This window comes from Streptomyces sp. A5-4 (genome assembly GCF_051131715.1).
GTDB lineage: Bacteria > Actinomycetota > Actinomycetes > Streptomycetales > Streptomycetaceae > Streptomyces.
On sequence record NZ_CP178591.1, the window covers coordinates 5,259,884 to 5,275,080 of the forward strand.

At 71.9% G+C, this 15,197-nt stretch carries 16 protein-coding genes; 10 read left to right on the top strand and 6 right to left on the bottom strand.

Going from position 1 to position 15,197, the window contains the following annotated elements:
• Positions 1–5 precede the first annotated feature (5 nt).
• The gene (locus tag ACLLJJ_RS24580) at positions 6–872 is read right to left on the bottom strand and encodes a DMT family transporter (protein ID WP_434595426.1); all 867 of its coding nucleotides are present in this window, start codon (positions 870–872) and stop codon (positions 6–8) included.
• 127 nt (positions 873–999) lie between these two features.
• On the opposite strand from ACLLJJ_RS24580, the gene ACLLJJ_RS24585 reads away from it, so the two are divergent.
• Together ACLLJJ_RS24585 and ACLLJJ_RS24590 are read left to right on the top strand one after the other, a co-directional pair.
• A complete protein-coding gene (locus tag ACLLJJ_RS24585) occupies positions 1,000–1,278 on the top strand; it encodes a hypothetical protein (RefSeq protein ID WP_434595428.1) in 279 nt (92 codons plus the stop codon).
• Between the two features lie 32 nt (positions 1,279–1,310).
• Positions 1,311–2,507 carry a glutathionylspermidine synthase family protein gene (locus ACLLJJ_RS24590; RefSeq protein WP_434595431.1) on the top strand — a complete coding sequence of 399 codons (1,197 nt, stop codon included), beginning with the start codon at positions 1,311–1,313 and terminating at the stop codon, positions 2,505–2,507.
• Positions 2,508–2,564: 57 nt separating this feature from the next.
• Here the strand turns inward: ACLLJJ_RS24590 and rocD are convergent, their stop codons facing one another.
• Together rocD and ACLLJJ_RS24600 are read right to left on the bottom strand one after the other, a co-directional pair.
• Entirely contained in the window at positions 2,565–3,773 is a 1,209-nt protein-coding gene (rocD, locus tag ACLLJJ_RS24595; protein WP_434595433.1) for an ornithine--oxo-acid transaminase, read from the bottom strand.
• 137 nt (positions 3,774–3,910) lie between these two features.
• Positions 3,911–4,672 (bottom strand): hypothetical protein, encoded by a 762-nt coding sequence (locus ACLLJJ_RS24600; protein WP_434595436.1) that lies wholly within the window; start codon positions 4,670–4,672, stop codon positions 3,911–3,913.
• A gap of 231 nt (positions 4,673–4,903) precedes the next feature.
• Here ACLLJJ_RS24600 and trpS point away from each other — a divergent pair, with 231 nt between their 5' ends.
• Both trpS and ACLLJJ_RS24610 read left to right on the top strand, forming a co-directional pair.
• Complete coding sequence (gene trpS / locus ACLLJJ_RS24605) at positions 4,904–5,917, top strand: tryptophan--tRNA ligase (protein WP_434595439.1); 1,014 nt, start codon at positions 4,904–4,906, stop codon at positions 5,915–5,917.
• Positions 5,918–6,045: 128 nt separating this feature from the next.
• Positions 6,046–6,666, top strand: a complete 621-nt coding sequence (locus tag ACLLJJ_RS24610) for a 2'-5' RNA ligase family protein (RefSeq protein WP_434600508.1) — start codon at positions 6,046–6,048, stop codon at positions 6,664–6,666.
• Positions 6,667–6,849: 183 nt separating this feature from the next.
• Here the strand turns inward: ACLLJJ_RS24610 and ACLLJJ_RS24615 are convergent, their stop codons facing one another.
• Complete coding sequence (locus tag ACLLJJ_RS24615; protein ID WP_434595442.1) at positions 6,850–7,605, bottom strand: decaprenylphospho-beta-D-erythro-pentofuranosid-2-ulose 2-reductase; 756 nt, start codon at positions 7,603–7,605, stop codon at positions 6,850–6,852.
• A 21-nt stretch (positions 7,606–7,626) separates the two neighbouring features.
• A complete protein-coding gene (locus ACLLJJ_RS24620; protein WP_434595445.1) occupies positions 7,627–8,985 on the bottom strand; it encodes an FAD-binding protein in 1,359 nt (452 codons plus the stop codon).
• A 191-nt stretch (positions 8,986–9,176) separates the two neighbouring features.
• Between ACLLJJ_RS24620 and ACLLJJ_RS24625 the strand changes: the two genes are divergently transcribed.
• From ACLLJJ_RS24625 to ACLLJJ_RS24640, 4 genes are read left to right on the top strand one after another with little or no spacing between them, the layout of a single operon-like run.
• Entirely contained in the window at positions 9,177–9,725 is a 549-nt protein-coding gene (locus ACLLJJ_RS24625; protein ID WP_434595446.1) for a phosphatase PAP2 family protein, read from the top strand.
• Complete coding sequence (locus ACLLJJ_RS24630) at positions 9,718–10,722, top strand: decaprenyl-phosphate phosphoribosyltransferase (protein ID WP_434595449.1); 1,005 nt, start codon at positions 9,718–9,720, stop codon at positions 10,720–10,722. Before ACLLJJ_RS24625 ends, ACLLJJ_RS24630 begins: the two co-directional genes overlap by 8 nt.
• The gene (locus tag ACLLJJ_RS24635; protein ID WP_434595450.1) at positions 10,683–11,168 is read left to right on the top strand and encodes a GtrA family protein; all 486 of its coding nucleotides are present in this window, start codon (positions 10,683–10,685) and stop codon (positions 11,166–11,168) included. Before ACLLJJ_RS24630 ends, ACLLJJ_RS24635 begins: the two co-directional genes overlap by 40 nt.
• Positions 11,156–12,103: a YihY/virulence factor BrkB family protein gene (locus ACLLJJ_RS24640; RefSeq protein ID WP_434595452.1), complete on the top strand. Its 948-nt coding sequence runs from the start codon at positions 11,156–11,158 to the stop codon at positions 12,101–12,103. Before ACLLJJ_RS24635 ends, ACLLJJ_RS24640 begins: the two co-directional genes overlap by 13 nt.
• Here the strand turns inward: ACLLJJ_RS24640 and ACLLJJ_RS24645 are convergent.
• Positions 12,057–13,484 carry a D-alanyl-D-alanine carboxypeptidase gene (locus ACLLJJ_RS24645; RefSeq protein WP_434595455.1) on the bottom strand — a complete coding sequence of 476 codons (1,428 nt, stop codon included), beginning with the start codon at positions 13,482–13,484 and terminating at the stop codon, positions 12,057–12,059. The two genes, ACLLJJ_RS24640 and ACLLJJ_RS24645, sit on opposite strands and share 47 nt — an antisense overlap.
• Between ACLLJJ_RS24645 and ACLLJJ_RS24650 the strand changes: the two genes are divergently transcribed.
• Together ACLLJJ_RS24650 and ACLLJJ_RS24655 are read left to right on the top strand one after the other, a co-directional pair.
• Complete coding sequence (locus ACLLJJ_RS24650) at positions 13,423–13,683, top strand: SCO4848 family membrane protein (protein WP_434595457.1); 261 nt, start codon at positions 13,423–13,425, stop codon at positions 13,681–13,683. The two genes, ACLLJJ_RS24645 and ACLLJJ_RS24650, sit on opposite strands and share 62 nt — an antisense overlap.
• Positions 13,677–15,062: a metallophosphoesterase gene (locus ACLLJJ_RS24655; RefSeq protein ID WP_434595460.1), complete on the top strand. Its 1,386-nt coding sequence runs from the start codon at positions 13,677–13,679 to the stop codon at positions 15,060–15,062. The genes ACLLJJ_RS24650 and ACLLJJ_RS24655 overlap by 7 nt, the downstream gene beginning before the upstream one ends.
• Positions 15,063–15,197 lie beyond the last annotated feature (135 nt).

The following is a 15,197-nucleotide window of genomic DNA, read 5'->3' on the forward strand; positions in this document are numbered from 1 at the left end:
GAGGTTTAACGGGTGGTCCCGGCCGCCTTTCCGGCCCTGTCGTCGGCCGCCGCCTCGACCGGCGCCTCCCCGAACCGCGCCAGGGCCAGCGCCCCCGCCACCGCCACCGCGAAGCCGAGCACCGCCACCCAGGCGAGGCCCTCGCGTGTCCGGTCGCCGAGCCAGACCACTCCCACGACGGCGGGGCCGAGCGTCTCGCCGATCACCAGGCCGGCCGTCGCGGTGGTCACCGCGCCGCGCTGGAGCGCCGAGGTGAACAGCAGGAACGCCGCGCCGCCGCCGAGCAGCAGCGCGTACAGGGCCGGGTTGGCGAACAGCACCGCCGGCGCCGGGTCGTCGATCAGCCGCACCGAGACCGACACCACCCCGAAGCCGGTCCCGGCGCCGAAGCCGAGGATCAGCGAGCGGGCCGGGTCGCGGAGCCGGCCCGCCAGCGCACCTGTGACGAGCACCGCGCACGCGACGCCGAGCAGGGCGTACGGCAGCACGCTCGGACCGTTCCTGGCGCCCTCGGGGCCCGAGGAGAGCCCGAGCATCGCCAGGCCCGCGCAGACCACCGTGACCGCGCCCCACTCGGTGCGGCTGAGGGGGATCCCCAGCACGCGGGCGGCGACCACCGCCGTGACGGCGAGGCTGCCGGCCTGGGTCGCCTCGACGGCGTAGATCGGGATGGCGACCAGCGCGAGGATCTGGAGGACGAAGCCGATCAGGTCGAGGGCGAGCCCGGCGACGTACCGCCACTGGCGCAGGGCGCGCAGCAGCAGCGTCACGTCGACGCCACTGCCGGTGCCGGGCTGTGCGGCGCGGGCGGCGACGGCCTGGAGGACCGTGGCGGTGCCGATGCAGACCGCAGAACAGAGCGCGCAAATCATCCCAAGGAGCACAAAGTGACTCTAGTTGGGCAGGGATGGTGCACCGGGTTCCGGCGGCGGTATCGAGCCATCTAGTCTGTCCGACGGTCTGGAGAGTTTGTTCGAACAACGGGGTAGGGGCCAGGACATGGCGGCAACACGGCGCAAAATGAGGTCGGGCACGGTGCTGCTCGGCGGCATGGGGGTCCTCGCGGCCACCCTCACGGCCTGTGGTTCGGAGCCGGACGAGCGGTGCGTGGACCCGGTCACCCACGAGGTCCTGCCCGACTACGAGTGCGACGACGACGGCCACGGCACGCACTACTACGGGGGCCGCGTCAGCAGCGGCAAGGTCACCTCCGGCAGCTTCGACAAGTCGGCGGTCGACAGCGGCGGCTTCGGGTCCTCCGGATCCAGCGGCGGCTGACGGAACCGCTGACGGAACGAAGGCACGCACCGATGAAGCGCCACACGATCGAGCCGCGCCCCGGCTGGCAGCGAACCGTCGAGGAACAGGGCTGCATCTACCCGCTGACCCGCTACCCCGACGGCTCGCTGCGCCCGTACTGGGACGAGAGCGCGTACTACGAATTCTCGCTGCCCGAGGTCGAGGCGATGGAGGAGGTCGTCGAGGAACTGCACGCCATGTGCCTGTCCGCCGCCGCGCACATCGTCGAGCGGAGCCGCTTCGCCGACCTCGGCATCACCGATCCGCGACTCGTCTCGCGGATCTCCGAGGCCTGGCGCAGACGCGCCGAACTCCCCTCCCTCTACGGCCGGTTCGACTTGCGCTACGACGGCACGGGCCCGGCCAAGATGCTGGAGTACAACGCGGACACCCCCACCTCGCTGGTGGAGGCGGCCGGCCCGCAGTGGTTCTGGATGGAGGAGCGCTTCCCCGGCGCCGACCAGTGGAACTCCCTGCACGAGCGGCTCGTCGACGCGTGGAAGCGGCAGGCACCGCTGCTGCCGCCGGGCCCGCTGTACTTCGTCCACTCGGACGGCGACGAGCTGGGCGAGGACCTGATGACGGTCGCCTACCTGCGCGAGACCGCCCAACAGGCCGGCATCACCACCGAGGCGCTGTCCGTCGAACGGATCGGCTGGGACCGGCTGTCACGCCGCTTCGTCGACGAGAAGCTGCGCTTCATCCGCAGCTGCTTCAAGCTCTACCCCTGGGAGTGGCTGACCACCGACCGCTTCGGGCCGCACGTCCTGAGCACCCTCGACAACGGCGGCGGCACCGGCACCACCTGCTGGATCGAGCCGGCCTGGAAGATGCTGCTCTCCAACAAGGCGCTTCTGGCGATCCTTTGGGAGCTCTACCCCGGCCACCCGAACCTGCTCGCCGCATACCTCGACGGCCCGCGCGAGCTGGCCGCGGCCGACGGCCCCGGGTACGTCGCCAAGCCGCTGCTGGGCCGCGAGGGCGCGGGCGTCACGATCCACGAGGCGGGCTCGGCGTCGGTCGCCCGCGCGGCGACCGACGCACCCGTCTGCTACCAGGAGTTGGCCCCGCTGCCCGACTTCGACGGCAACCGCGTGGTGCTCGGCGCATGGGTCGTCGAGAGCGGGGCGGCGGGGCTCGGGATCCGGGAGTCGGCGGGCCCGATCACCGACGAGTACGCCCGCTTCCTCCCGCACGTGATCCTCTAAGGGGTATCCGGTCGATCTCCGCGGCGTCGCGGGGCGACCGGCCCCCCCAGGAGCCCGTCACTGCTGGGTCAGTACCCCCTTGAGCTGGTCGAGGCCCCAATCCAGGTCCTCCTTGCTGATCACCAGCGGCGGCGCGATCCGGATCGTCGACCCATGGGTGTCCTTGGCCAGCACACCCCGTTCCATCAGCCGCTCGGAGATCTGCCGGCCGGTACCGTGCGACGGGACGATATCGACGCCCGCCCACAGCCCCCGGCCGCGCACCGCCTCGACCGCGCCGCCGCCGACCAGCAGCCCCAGCTCGTGGTGGAGGTGGTCGCCGAGCTCGGTGGCGCGCTGCTGGAACTCGCCGGTGCGCAGCATCGCCACGACCTCCAGCGCGACCGCGCAGGCCAGCGGGTTCCCGCCGAAGGTCGAACCGTGCTCGCCCGGCCGGTACACGCCGAGCACCTCGGCCGACGACACCACCGCGGACACCGGCACGACCCCGCCGCCCAGCGCCTTGCCCAGCAGGTACATGTCCGGCACGACGTCCTCGTGCTCGCAGGCGAAGGTCCGGCCCGTCCTGCCGAGCCCCGACTGGATCTCGTCCGCGATGAAGAGCACGTTGCGCGCACGCGTCAGCTCCCGCACGCCCGCGAGATACCCGGCAGGCGGCACCAGCACCCCGGCCTCGCCCTGGATCGGCTCCAGCAGGACGGCCACGGTGTTCTCGGTCATCGCCGCGTCGAGCGCCGTCAGGTCGCCGTACGGGACGATCTCGAAGCCCGGGGTGTACGGGCCGAAGTCGGCCCGCGCCTCGGGGTCGGTCGAGAAGCTCACGACGGTGGTCGTACGGCCGTGGAAGTTGCCGCCCGCCACGATGATCTTGGCCCGGCCGTCCGGTACGCCCTTGATCCGGTAACCCCACTTGCGGGCGGTCTTCACCGCCGTCTCCACCGCCTCCGCGCCGGTGTTCATCGGCAGCACCATCTCCATGCCGCACAACTCGGCGAGCTGCGTACAGAAGTCGGCGAACCGGTCGTGGTGGAAGGCGCGCGAGGTCAGCGTCACTCTGTCCAGTTGCGCTTTGGCCGCGTCGATCAGACGGCGGTTGCCGTGACCGAAGTTGAGCGCCGAGTACCCGGCGAGCATGTCGAGGTAGCGGCGGCCCTCGATGTCGGTCATCCAGGCGCCCTCCGCCGAGGCGACGACGATGGGCAGGGGGTGGTAGTTGTGCGCGCTGTGCGCTTCCGCGGACGCGATGGCAGCAGTGGTGGTCGACACGGGGTCTCCGATCGTCGAGACAATCCATCCGGTGAGGGGCAGGGATGGTGCCCCTTTCTATCGTCGCTCGCCCGGACGACGAAGAAACCTTGTGACGTGGCGCGCCGGGGGGCCGCCGGTTCCGCGGCCCCCCGCGCTCAGAGATCGATGAGCCGGCCGCGCGGCTCCGGCGGGCCCGCCCCCCGGTGGTCCCTCCAGCGCCGCGACAGGCCGGCCCCGGCGAGCCCCGCCAGGATCCCGGCCGCCAGCCCCGGCACCGCCCACCAGCGGCCCGTACCGCCGTCGGACCCGGCCGTCGCGGTGACGGCGGGCGACGCGGGCGACGGAACGGGCGCGGGGTCCCCCGGGGCGACCGCGGCCGGGTCCGGCACCCCGGGGGAGGCGAAGTCCGGCGGGTGGTCCGCCTCACCCACGTAGTTGCCGGTGGCCGCCGGGTCGCCCTTCGCCCTGCCCAGGACGCCGAGCCTGCCCAGCAGGGCGTGGAGCCGGGCCGGGGCCTCGGCCAGGTGCCAGCGTTCCCCGGCCGGGGAGCCGCCGTCCGTCACCGTGCCGACCCAGACCGGCCCGCCGGACTTCGGTACGTGAATCCGGTCCACCCGCCACACGGACACGTCGTGCACCAGCCAGGTGACCGTGATCCGGCGCCATGTCCCGCCCTGGGACGCCGGTTTGTCGACGACCGGCGGACGCTTCGCCACCCCGCCGGGCTCCCCGGCGCCCAGATGGCTCTCCAACTCCGCGTAGGTGCCGCTCGACCGGTGGACGGCGTGCGCCTCACCGCTGACGGGCGAGGTCAGCAGGAGGCTGGTCGGGTCGTCCGCCGCTGCCGGTGGTGCGCACAGCAGCGCCGTCGCGAGCGCGGCCCCGCAGGCGACGGCCAGTCGTCGTAACGGTCGCATGTTCCCCCTGTCGTCACGGCCGTGCGGACTGCCCGCACGGCCGTGACCCCGTTGGTACACCGTCCGGGCCGCGCGGGTGTCGCGTATCGCACTCATTTGCCGGAAACCGCCGGTGTCGGCCGCTCCGTGCCACCGCGCCGGCCGAGTCTGCTGTGTTCCTCGTCTCATTCGCTACCGGGTGCGGCGGGCACCGAGAGCAGAGCGGGCTTGTGCACCTGAGAGAATGAGTTCATGGCCTCTGATCGTCCTCGTGTGCTCTCCGGTATCCAGCCCACCGCAGGTTCGTTCCACCTCGGCAACTACCTGGGCGCCGTGCGCCAGTGGGTGGCGTTGCAGGAATCCCACGACGCCTTCTACATGGTGGTCGACCTGCACGCGATCACCATTCCGCAGGACCCCGCCGAGCTGCGCGCCAACACCAGGCTCGCGGTCGCCCAGCTGCTGGCCGCCGGCCTCGACCCGGACCGCTGCACGCTCTTCGTCCAGAGCCAGGTCCCCGAGCACGCCCAGCTCGGCTGGATCATGAACTGCATCGCCGGTTTCGGTGAGGCCTCGCGCATGACGCAGTTCAAGGACAAGGCCGCCAAGCAGGGCAGCGACCGCGCCACCGTCGGCCTCTTCACGTACCCGATCCTCCAGGTCGCGGACATCCTGCTCTACCAGGCCGACCAGGTCCCGGTCGGCGAGGACCAGCGCCAGCACATCGAGCTGACCCGCGACCTCGCCGAGCGCTTCAACGGCCGCTTCGGCGAGATCTTCACGGTGCCGGCGCCGTACATCCTCAAGGAGACCGGGAAGATCTTCGATCTTCAGGACCCGACCGCGAAGATGAGCAAGTCGGCGTCCAGCCCCAAGGGCCTGATCAATCTGCTCGACGAGCCCAAGGTCACCGCGAAGAAGATCAAGAGTGCGGTCACCGACACCGACACCGTGATCCGCTACGACCCCGTGAACAAGGCGGGCGTCAGCAATCTCCTGTCCATCTACTCCACCCTCACCGGCGCCACCGTCGCCGACCTGGAGAAGAGCTACGAGGGTAAGATGTACGGCGCCCTCAAGACCGACCTCGCCGATGCGATGGTGGAATTCGTCACGCCCTTCCGGACCCGCACCCAGGAATATCTGGACGACCCGGAGACGCTGGACTCGATCCTGGCCAAGGGAGCCGAGAAGGCCCGCGCGGTCGCCGCGGAGACCCTCGCCCAGGCCTACGACAAGGTCGGCTTCCTGCCCGCGAAGCACTGACTGGCGGCCCGGCCCACCGGCCGGGCCGAAGGCCCGGGTCGATGGACTCTGGCCACAAGGGCGACGCGCCCGCCACACTGCACACTGGCAGCACGACATCGGATGACCGGATGACGGAGGAGAACGACGTGGGGACCGTAACGCTCGGCGTTTCGATCGCGGTCCCGGAGCCGTACGGCAGCCTGCTCCAGGAGCGGCGCGCGAGCTTCGGGGATCCTGCCGCGCACGGCATCCCCACCCACGTCACCCTGCTGCCGCCCACCGAGGTGGACTCCGCGCTGCTGCCCGCCGTCGGGACGCACCTCGCCGCCGTCGCAGCCGCGGGCAGGTCCTTCCCGATGCGGCTGTCCGGCACCGGTACGTTCCGTCCGCTCTCCCCGGTCGTCTTCGTGCAGGTCGTCGAGGGCGCGGCGGCCTGCTCCTGGCTGCAGAAGCGGGTCAGGGACGCGTCGGGCCCCCTCCAGCGCGAGCTGTACTTCCCGTACCACCCGCACGTCACCGTCGCGCACGACATCTCCGAGGAGGGGATGGACCGGGCGTACGAAGAGCTCTCGGAGTACGGCGCCCAGTGGCCCTGCTCCGGCTTCGCGCTGTACGAGCAGGGCGCGGACGGGGTGTGGCGCAAGCTCTGCGACTACGCCTTCGGGGGCGGCACGGTGCCCGGCGTGGTGCCCGCGCAGAATTCGCCGGTCGACGAGCCCACCACGCCCCGGCGCCCCAACCCCGGGCTCGACGCCAGGGTGCCTTGACCCGTCCGGGGCAGGGGCCGCGCCGGCATCGGCCGAGCCGCCGGGGTTCGACGGGGAGCAGCACGGGGCGGGGCGCGGCCCGCCGGCCGCACGGCCACCGCGCCGGAGCGACGGATGTCCACGGGGTGTCACTCAGGCCCGCGGGAGCACTGACCGGACCGTGGTGCGCCCGGCCGGGGTCCCTCAGACCGGCAGGCGCCGAAACAGCGGGCGCGGTGCGTGGCGCAGGGCCGACATGACCAACCGCAGGGCGCCCGGCACCCACACGGTCTCCGAGCGGCGCCGCAGGCCCGTCTCGATGGCCAGCGCCACCGCTTCGGGCGTCGTCGCCAGCGGGGCCTCCGCCAGCCCCTCGGTCATCTTCGTCCGGACGAACCCGGGGCGCACGACCATGACGTGCACGCCGGTGCCCTGCAGCGCGTCCCCCAGGCCCTGGGCGAAGGCGTCGAGGCCGGCCTTGCTCGACCCGTAGATGAAGTTGGCGCGCCGGGCCCGCTCGGCGGCGACCGACGACAGCACGACCAGCGAGCCGTGGCCCTGCCCCTGGAGGGCGCCCGCGCACACCAGGCCCGCGGAGACGCCCCCCGTGTAGTTGGTCTGGGCGACCCGGACGGCGGCCAGCGGCTCGGCCTCGTCGTGCGCCTGGTCGCCGAGAACGCCGAAGGCCATCAGCACCATGTCGATGTCCCCCTCGGTGAAGACCTTGCCGAGGGCCTCCTCGTGCGACGCGGAGTCGAGCGCGTCGAAGGGCACGGTATGGACGTCCGCGCCCAGTGCGCGCAGCCCGGCCGCCGCCGACTCCAGGGCGGGGGAGGGGCGCCCGGCCAGCCAGACCGTACGGGTGCGGCGGGCCACCAGGCGGCGGGCGGTGGCCAGGCCGATCTCGGACGTACCGCCGAGGACGAGCAGGGACTGCGGGGTGCCGAAGGCGTCCTTCATGAGGAATCTCCTGGAAGTCGGTCAGAGGGAGAGGCGGCGTGCGAGGTCCGAGGTGAAGACCGAACGGGGGTCCAATTCGGCACGCAGCGCGCGGAATTCGGCCAGCCGCGGATACATCCGCGCCAGCATCTCGGGGCGCAGCCGCGAGTCCTTGGCCAGATAGACGCGGCCGTCGGCGCCCGCGACCTCCTCGTCCAGCTCGTCGAGGAACGCCCCGAGCCCCGGCATGTTCGCGGGGATGTCCAGCGCCAGCGTCCAGCCGGGCAGCGGGAAGGACAGCCAGCCGGGGTCGCCGTCCCCGAATCGCTTGAGTACGGCGAGGAACGACGGGCACCCACGCCCGGAGATGCGCCGCACGATCCGGCGCAGCGTCTCCTCCTGCCCGTATCCGACGACGAACTGGTACTGGACGAAACCGCCGCGCCCGTAGATCCGGTTCCAGTGCGGTACGCCGTCCAGCGGGTGGAAGAACGCCGACAGCTTCTGGAGTTCGCCGACGCGCGAACGCGGCGCCCTGCGGTACCAGAGCTCGTTGAACAGGCCCACCGAGGACCGCCCCAGCAGCCCCTCGGGTACGAAGGCGGGCGCGGCCGGGAGCCGGCCGGGGCGGAACGCGAGCGGCGCCCGGCGAGCGCGCGCCGGGAGCGCGTCCAGCGGCGCGTGCTCCCCCCGGGTCAGGACCGAGCGCCCCATCGCGGCGCCGCGCGCGAGGAGGTCGATCCAGGCGACCGAGTAGCGGTACTGGTCGTCGGTGGCGGTGAGCCTGGCCATCAGGTCGTCCAGGTCGGCGGCCCGTTCGGTGTCCACCGACATCAACGAGCTCTCGATCGGCAGCAGTTGGATCGTGGCGGCGAGGATCACGCCGGTCAGTCCCATCGCGCCCGCCGTCGCGTCGAAGAGCCCGGTGCCTGCCGGGACCGTGCGCACCTCGCCGTCCGCGGTGAGGAGTTCGAACGACAGGACGTGCCGGCAGAACGAGCCCGAGCCGTGGTGGTTCTTGCCGTGGATGTCCGCGCCGATCGCGCCGCCCACGGTCACATAGCGGGTCCCGGGCGTCACCGGCACGAACCAGCCGAGCGGCAGCAGCACTTCCATCAGCCGGTGCAGGCTCACGCCGGCCTCGCACACCACGACGCCCGTACGGGCGTCGACCGTGTGGACGCGGTTCAGGGCGGTCATGTCGAGGACGGACCCGCCCGCGTTCTGCGCCGCGTCGCCGTACGCCCGGCCGAGGCCGCGGGCGATGCCACCGCGTGCGCCGAGCTGCCCGCAGGCGCGGACGGCCGCCGCCGCCTCCTCGTACGAACGCGGTCGGACCAGGCGGGTGGTCGTCGGGGCGGTACGGCCCCAACCGGTCACTGAGACGGTGTCGACAGACATGACGGTGACCGTATCGCTCAGAACTGTCCCTTTTGGGCAAATGGTCCCCAACGGGCCCGCCGGGCTGAGCGAAATGGGTGATTGAAGGAGTGTTGTCATTTAATATCCCCAATTAGTTGGTTCTGTCGATAAGAGTCGCCCTCGGCCTGCGTCCGACCCGCCGGGCCACCGCTACCGAAGAGGGGTGACAGATGCGAGACGTCGACCGCCGTCTGCTGTCGGCGATGCGGGACTGTGGAACAGACCCGCACCTGGCCGCCGGCGCCCGCGGCCTCTCCTGGTGCGGTGAGCACGGAGCCGTCTGGATCGCCGCCGGACTCGTCGGCGCCGCGGCCGACTGGGAACGCCGCGACGCCTGGCTGCGCGGTACGGCGCTCATCGGCGCCGCGCACCTGGCGAGCATGGCCGTCAAGCTGGCCGTACGCCGCCCCCGCCCCCAACTGCCGTCCCGGGAGCCCCTGGTGCGCACCGCGGGCCTGCACTCCTTCCCCAGCTCGCACGCGACGTCGGCGGCAGCGGCCGTGGTGGCCTTCGGCGCGCTGACCCCGCTGGGCAGACACGTCGTACCGCCGCTGGCCGCCGCCATGTGCGTGTCCCGGCTGATCGTCGGCGTCCACTACCCGACGGACGTGGTGGCCGGCGCGCTGCTCGGCGGGGTGATGGCCGGGCTCGGGGCCGCGTGGATGACAGGACCGGCAGGACTGCCTGCCATCGTCGACGGGGGAGTCGCCCATGTCTGAGCGCACCACCACAGCAGCCACCGCGGAGGCCCCGGCGGGGGCGGGCCCAACGGCCGCCGCGCTCATCGAGCGGCCCGCACGCGCCGCACCGGCGTCCGGCCCCGGACGCCGCCCGCCCGGCCTGCCCACCGGGCTGCTGCGCACCGCACGGCCCCGCCAGTGGGTCAAGAACGTCCTCGTGGTGGCCGCGCCCGCCGCCGCCGGAGAGCTGGCCTCCCGGCACGCCCTCACCCAACTGGTCCTGGTCTTCCTGCTGTTCACGGCAGCCGCGTCCGCCGTCTACCTGATCAACGACGCGCGCGACGCCGAGGCCGACCGCGCGCACCCCGTCAAGTGCCGCCGCCCCGTCGCCACCGGCCAGGTGCCGGTGTCCGTCGCGTACGGCGTCGGCGGGCTGCTCGCCGCCCTGGTCCCCGTCGCCGCCGCGCTGCTGTGCAATCCGATGACGGCCGCGCTGCTGACGGCGTACGTCCTGATGCAACTCGCCTACTGCGTCTCGCTCAAGCACGTCCTCGTAGTCGACCTGGTCGTCGTCACCACCGGGTTCCTGATGCGCGCGATGATCGGCGGGGTGGCGCTGTCCATCCCGCTCTCCCGCTGGTTCCTGATCACCGCCGGATTCGGCGCGCTCTTCATGGTGTCCGCCAAGCGCTACTCCGAGGCCGTGCAGATGGCCGGCAAGGGCGGTGCCACGCGGGCGCTGCTCACCGAATACACCACCGGCTACCTGCGCTTCGTATGGCAGCTCGCGGCCGGTGTCGCCGTACTCGGGTACTGTCTGTGGGCGCTGGAGAGCGGCGGCACGGCCAACGGCAGCCTGCTGCCCTGGCGCCAGCTGTCGATGGTCGCCTTCATCCTCGCGGTGCTGCGCTACGCCGTCTTCGCCGACCGGGGCACGGCCGGGGCCCCCGAGGACGTGGTCCTGCGGGACAGGGCGCTGGCGGTGATCGGGCTCGTATGGGCGGCGATGTACGCGCTGGCGGTCGCGGACCTGTGAGGGTGAGCGGCACGCCACGGGCGAACAGGCAGGAGATCGGCGGCTTCGTCGCCGTCGGGCTGTGCGCGTACACCGCCGACCTGGCGCTCTTCATCTGGCTGCGCGGGCCGTGCGGCTGGGACCCGCTCAGCGCGAAGGCCGTCGCGTTCCTGGCCGGCTGCACGGTCGCGTACGTCGGCAACGCGGCAGGCACCTACCGGGGGAGGGCCGCACAGGTCTCCAGACTCCGCCAGTACGGGATCTTCTTCGCCGTCAATGTCGCCGGCGCACTGGTGCAGTTGCTGTGCATCGCCGTCTCGCACTACGGCCTCGGGCTCACCTCGCCCCGGGCCGACACGCTCTCCGGAGGGGGCGTCGGCATGGGGCTCGCCACCTGCTTGCGTTTCTGGGGCACACGGACGCTGGTTTTCCGCTCGGAGGGTAGGGGGACTTCATGGACTGGTTGAAGAAACTGCCTGTCATCGGCCCTTTGGTGACGCGACTGATGACCACGCACGCGTGGCGTACGTACGAAACCCTCGACCGGGTGCACTGGTCCCGGCTGGCCGCCGCGATCACGTTCATCAGTTTCCTGGCGATCTTCCCGCTGATCACCGTGGCCGCCGCGATCGGCGCCGCGCTGCTCTCCGCCGATCAACTCAAGAGCCTGGAGGACAAGATGTCCGACCAGGTGCCCGGGATCGCCGATCAGCTCGACCTCGGCTCCCTGGTGGACAACGCGGGCACCGTCGGACTCGTCGCCGGCGCGCTGCTCCTGTTCACCGGCATCGGCTGGGTCGGCTCGATGCGGGAATGTCTGCGGGCCGTCTGGGAGCTGGACGACGACGACCTGGGCAACCCGTTCCTGCGCAAGCTCAAGGACGGCGGGGTACTGCTCGGCCTCGGCGCGGTCGGGCTCGCCTCGATGGCCGCCTCCTCGATCGGGTCGACCGCCGTCGGCTGGACCGCCGACCGGCTCGGCATCTCGGAGAGCGGCGTGGGCGGAGTGATCCTCCAGATCCTCGCCCTCGCCCTCGCGGTCGCCGCGGACTTCGTCCTGCTGCTCTACATCCTGACCCTGCTGCCGGGGGTGCACCCGGCCAAGCACCGGCTGATCACCGCCGCCCTCATCGGCGCGGTCGGCTTCGAGCTGCTCAAACTGCTGCTCGGCGGCTATATGAAGGGCGTCGCGGCGAAGAGCATGTACGGCGCCTTCGGCGTGCCGATCGCACTCCTGCTGTGGATCAGCTTCACCGCGAAGCTGCTGCTGTGCTGCGCCGCCTGGACGGCGACACGGCACAGCAGCGAACGCGCGTCCGAGGCAGCGGAGACCACGGGGACCGGCGCGCAGCGCGTCAGCGGCGACGGCGCCCCAGGGCGGGCAGCGGCCAGCGCCGGTTGATCAGGAACACTCCGGCGGCGAGCAGCACCAGCGCGCCGCCCGAGATGGCGAGCGCGATCCCGACGCCACTGGACCCGCCGTCCGTCGCAGCGAGCTCGGAGGGGCCCACGTGATTGGCCAAGTCCTGGCCGGCCGGCGGGGCGCCCCTGGTGCTGCCGGTCTTCGCCGACTTGGGCGCGACCAGCTCACCGACCGGGGTGACCTTCCCGGCCGCCGCGAAACCCCAGTCGAGGAGACGCGCGCTCTCCTTGTAGACGGCGTGGCTCTCCTTCGCCGACGGGTTCATCACGGTGACGAGCAGCACCCGCTCGCCGCGCTGCGCGACCCCGGTGAAGGTCGTGCCCGCGTGCGTGGTGCTGCCGTTCTTGACACCCGCGATGCCCTTGTACGGCTCGATCCCCGCATCGCCCGTCAGCAGACGGTTGGTGTTCTGGATCCCGAAGCTCTCGCGCTTCTTGCCCTTCTTCTCCTCACCCGGGAACTGCGCGCTCGCCGTTGACGCGTACTCGCGGAAGTCCTTCTTCTGCATCCCGCTGCGGGCGACGAGCGTCAGGTCGTACGCGCTGCTGACCTGGTCCTTGGCGTCGTAACCGTCGGGCGACACCACATTCGTGTCCAGCGCCTGCAGCTCCTCGGCGTGCTTCTGCATGTCCCGGACGGTCTTCGGCACACCGTCGTTCATCGCGGACAGCACATGCACCGCGTCATTGCCCGAACGCAGGAACACCCCGAGCCACAGGTCGTGGACCGTGTAGGTCTGGTCCTCCTTGATGCCGACCAGACTGCTGCCCTCACCCATGCCCGCGAGGTCGGAGTCCTTGACCTTGCGGATCTGCGTCTTGGGCAGCCGGGGCAGCACGGTGTCCGCGAAGAGCATCTTCATGGTGGAGGCGGGCGGCAGCCGCCAGTGGGCGTTGTTCGCGGCGAGCACGTCGCCCGTCTGGGCGTCCGCGACGATCCACGAACGGCCGCTCAGCTCCTTGGGCAGCACCGGTGCGCCGGCGCCCAGCTCCACCTGCACACCCGGGCTGCCCAGCTGGGTCCCGCCGACCGTGGACATCGCGGCCGGAGGTCTCGGGTGCTTCTTGGCGCCGGGCTTGTCGTCCGCGGGGGCCGCGTGCGCGGGTGCGGCGAAGAGAGCGGGAAGCAGCGCGGCGGAGACGACCGTCAGAGCGGTCTTTTTAACGGCAGACACGCACGAGAACGTACATGGCTCGACCATGGAACCCGTCATGGCGGGGGTAACAACCCGCCGGGCGTGCCGCCGGGACAGCCCACCCCGGAGCAGCCGGCCGGGCGACAGTGGCGATACTGAGCTCATGAAGCTCAGCCGCCCCGTCTCCTGGTTCCTGCTCGCCTTCGGGGTGTGGAGCTGGTTCATCTGGATCACTTTCGTCAAGAACCTTTGGAAGGACGGCAGCGGGCTCGCTTTCGACGAAGCGGGTGACCCGACCACGTACTTCTGGGTGCATCTGCTGCTCGCGATTACTTCCTTTCTCCTGGGGACGGTCGTTGGGGTGCTCGGGTTCCGTGGAGTGCGGTATCTGCGCCGCGAGCGCACCCAGGAGCAGACGTGGTAGTCGTCGGCATTCTTCTCGGGCTCGTGGTCGTGGCCCTGCTGGCCGGGGTGCACTGGTACGTGTGGCGGCGGCTGGTCCGTGACACGACGGCGCCGGGCGGCCTCCCGCGCCGGGCGGGCAGCGTGACCCTGGTGGTGCTGCCGCTGCTGATGGTGGGCGCACTGGTCTCGGGGCGCGCGGGTGCGCCGTTCTGGTTCCAGCAGGTGGTGGCGTGGCCCGGGTACCTGTGGCTGGCCGTGCTGCTCTATCTGACGCTGGCCCTGCTGGTGGGCGAGGTGGTACGGCCGCTCCTGCGCCGCGCGACGGCGCGGCGGGACGCGAACGCGGGAGCCGGCGCGACGCCGGTCCCCGGTCCGCCCGGCCCCGACGCGGCCGGGGCCGCACCGGACGCCGGGCCCGACGTCACGCCCGATGCCGGGGCCGATGCCGGGGCCGGCACCACGGGCGCGGTGACCGGGCTGGCCCGTCGAGTGGACACGGACACGGCCAGGGACACGAACACGGACGCCGAGGTACGGGCTCCCGCGCCGTCGGGCACGCCCCGGGTGCAGGACCCCTCCCGGCGGCTCTTCGTGTCGCGGGTGGTCGGCGGGGCCGCGGCCGCCGCCGCGCTCGGCACCGTCGGTTACGGGACGTACGGCGTACTGCGCGGCCCGCGCGTGAAGCGGGTCACCGTACCGCTCGCCAAACTCCCGCGCGGCGCCCACGGGTTCAGGATCGCCGTCGTCAGCGATGTCCACCTCGGGCCGATCCTCGGGCGCGCGCACACTCAGCGGATCGTCGACACCATCAACGCGACCCAGCCCGACCTGGTGGCCGTCGTCGGCGACCTCGTCGACGGCAGCGTCGCCGACCTGGGGCCCGCGGCCGAGCCGCTCGCCGGGCTCAAGTCCCGCCACGGCACGTACTTCGTCACCGGCAATCACGAGTACTTCTCGGGCGCCGGCGAGTGGGTCGACCACGTCCGTGAGCTCGGCATGCGGCCACTGGAGAACGACCGCGTCGAGATCGCCGGCTTCGACCTCGCCGGGGTCAACGACATCGCGGGCGAATCCGAGGGCCAAGGACCCGACTTCGCCAAGGCGTTGGGCGACCGGGACCGCAGCCGCGCGTCCGTGCTCCTCGCGCACCAGCCCGTCGTCATCCACGACGCGGTCCGCTACGACGTCGGCCTCCAGCTGTCCGGACACACCCACGGCGGCCAGCTCTGGCCCGGCCCGCTGATCGCGGCGCAGGCCAATCCGACGCTCGCCGGCCTGGAGCGGTACGGCGACACCCAGCTGTACGTCTCGCGCGGCGCGGGCGCCTGGGGGCCTCCGGTGCGGGTCGGCGCGGACTCCGACATCACGGTCGTGGAGCTCGCCTCGAAGCAGGCCTGAGAGGCCCTTCCGGCGCGGAGACGAAGGCCTGTCTCAGTCGCCGGAAGGGTGTCTGCGCGCTGCAACTTCCCCTTCCGAATGTGTAGTTCGTGTGATTGGGTGAGCTACGTCACGGGGGCCGACATGCGGACATTC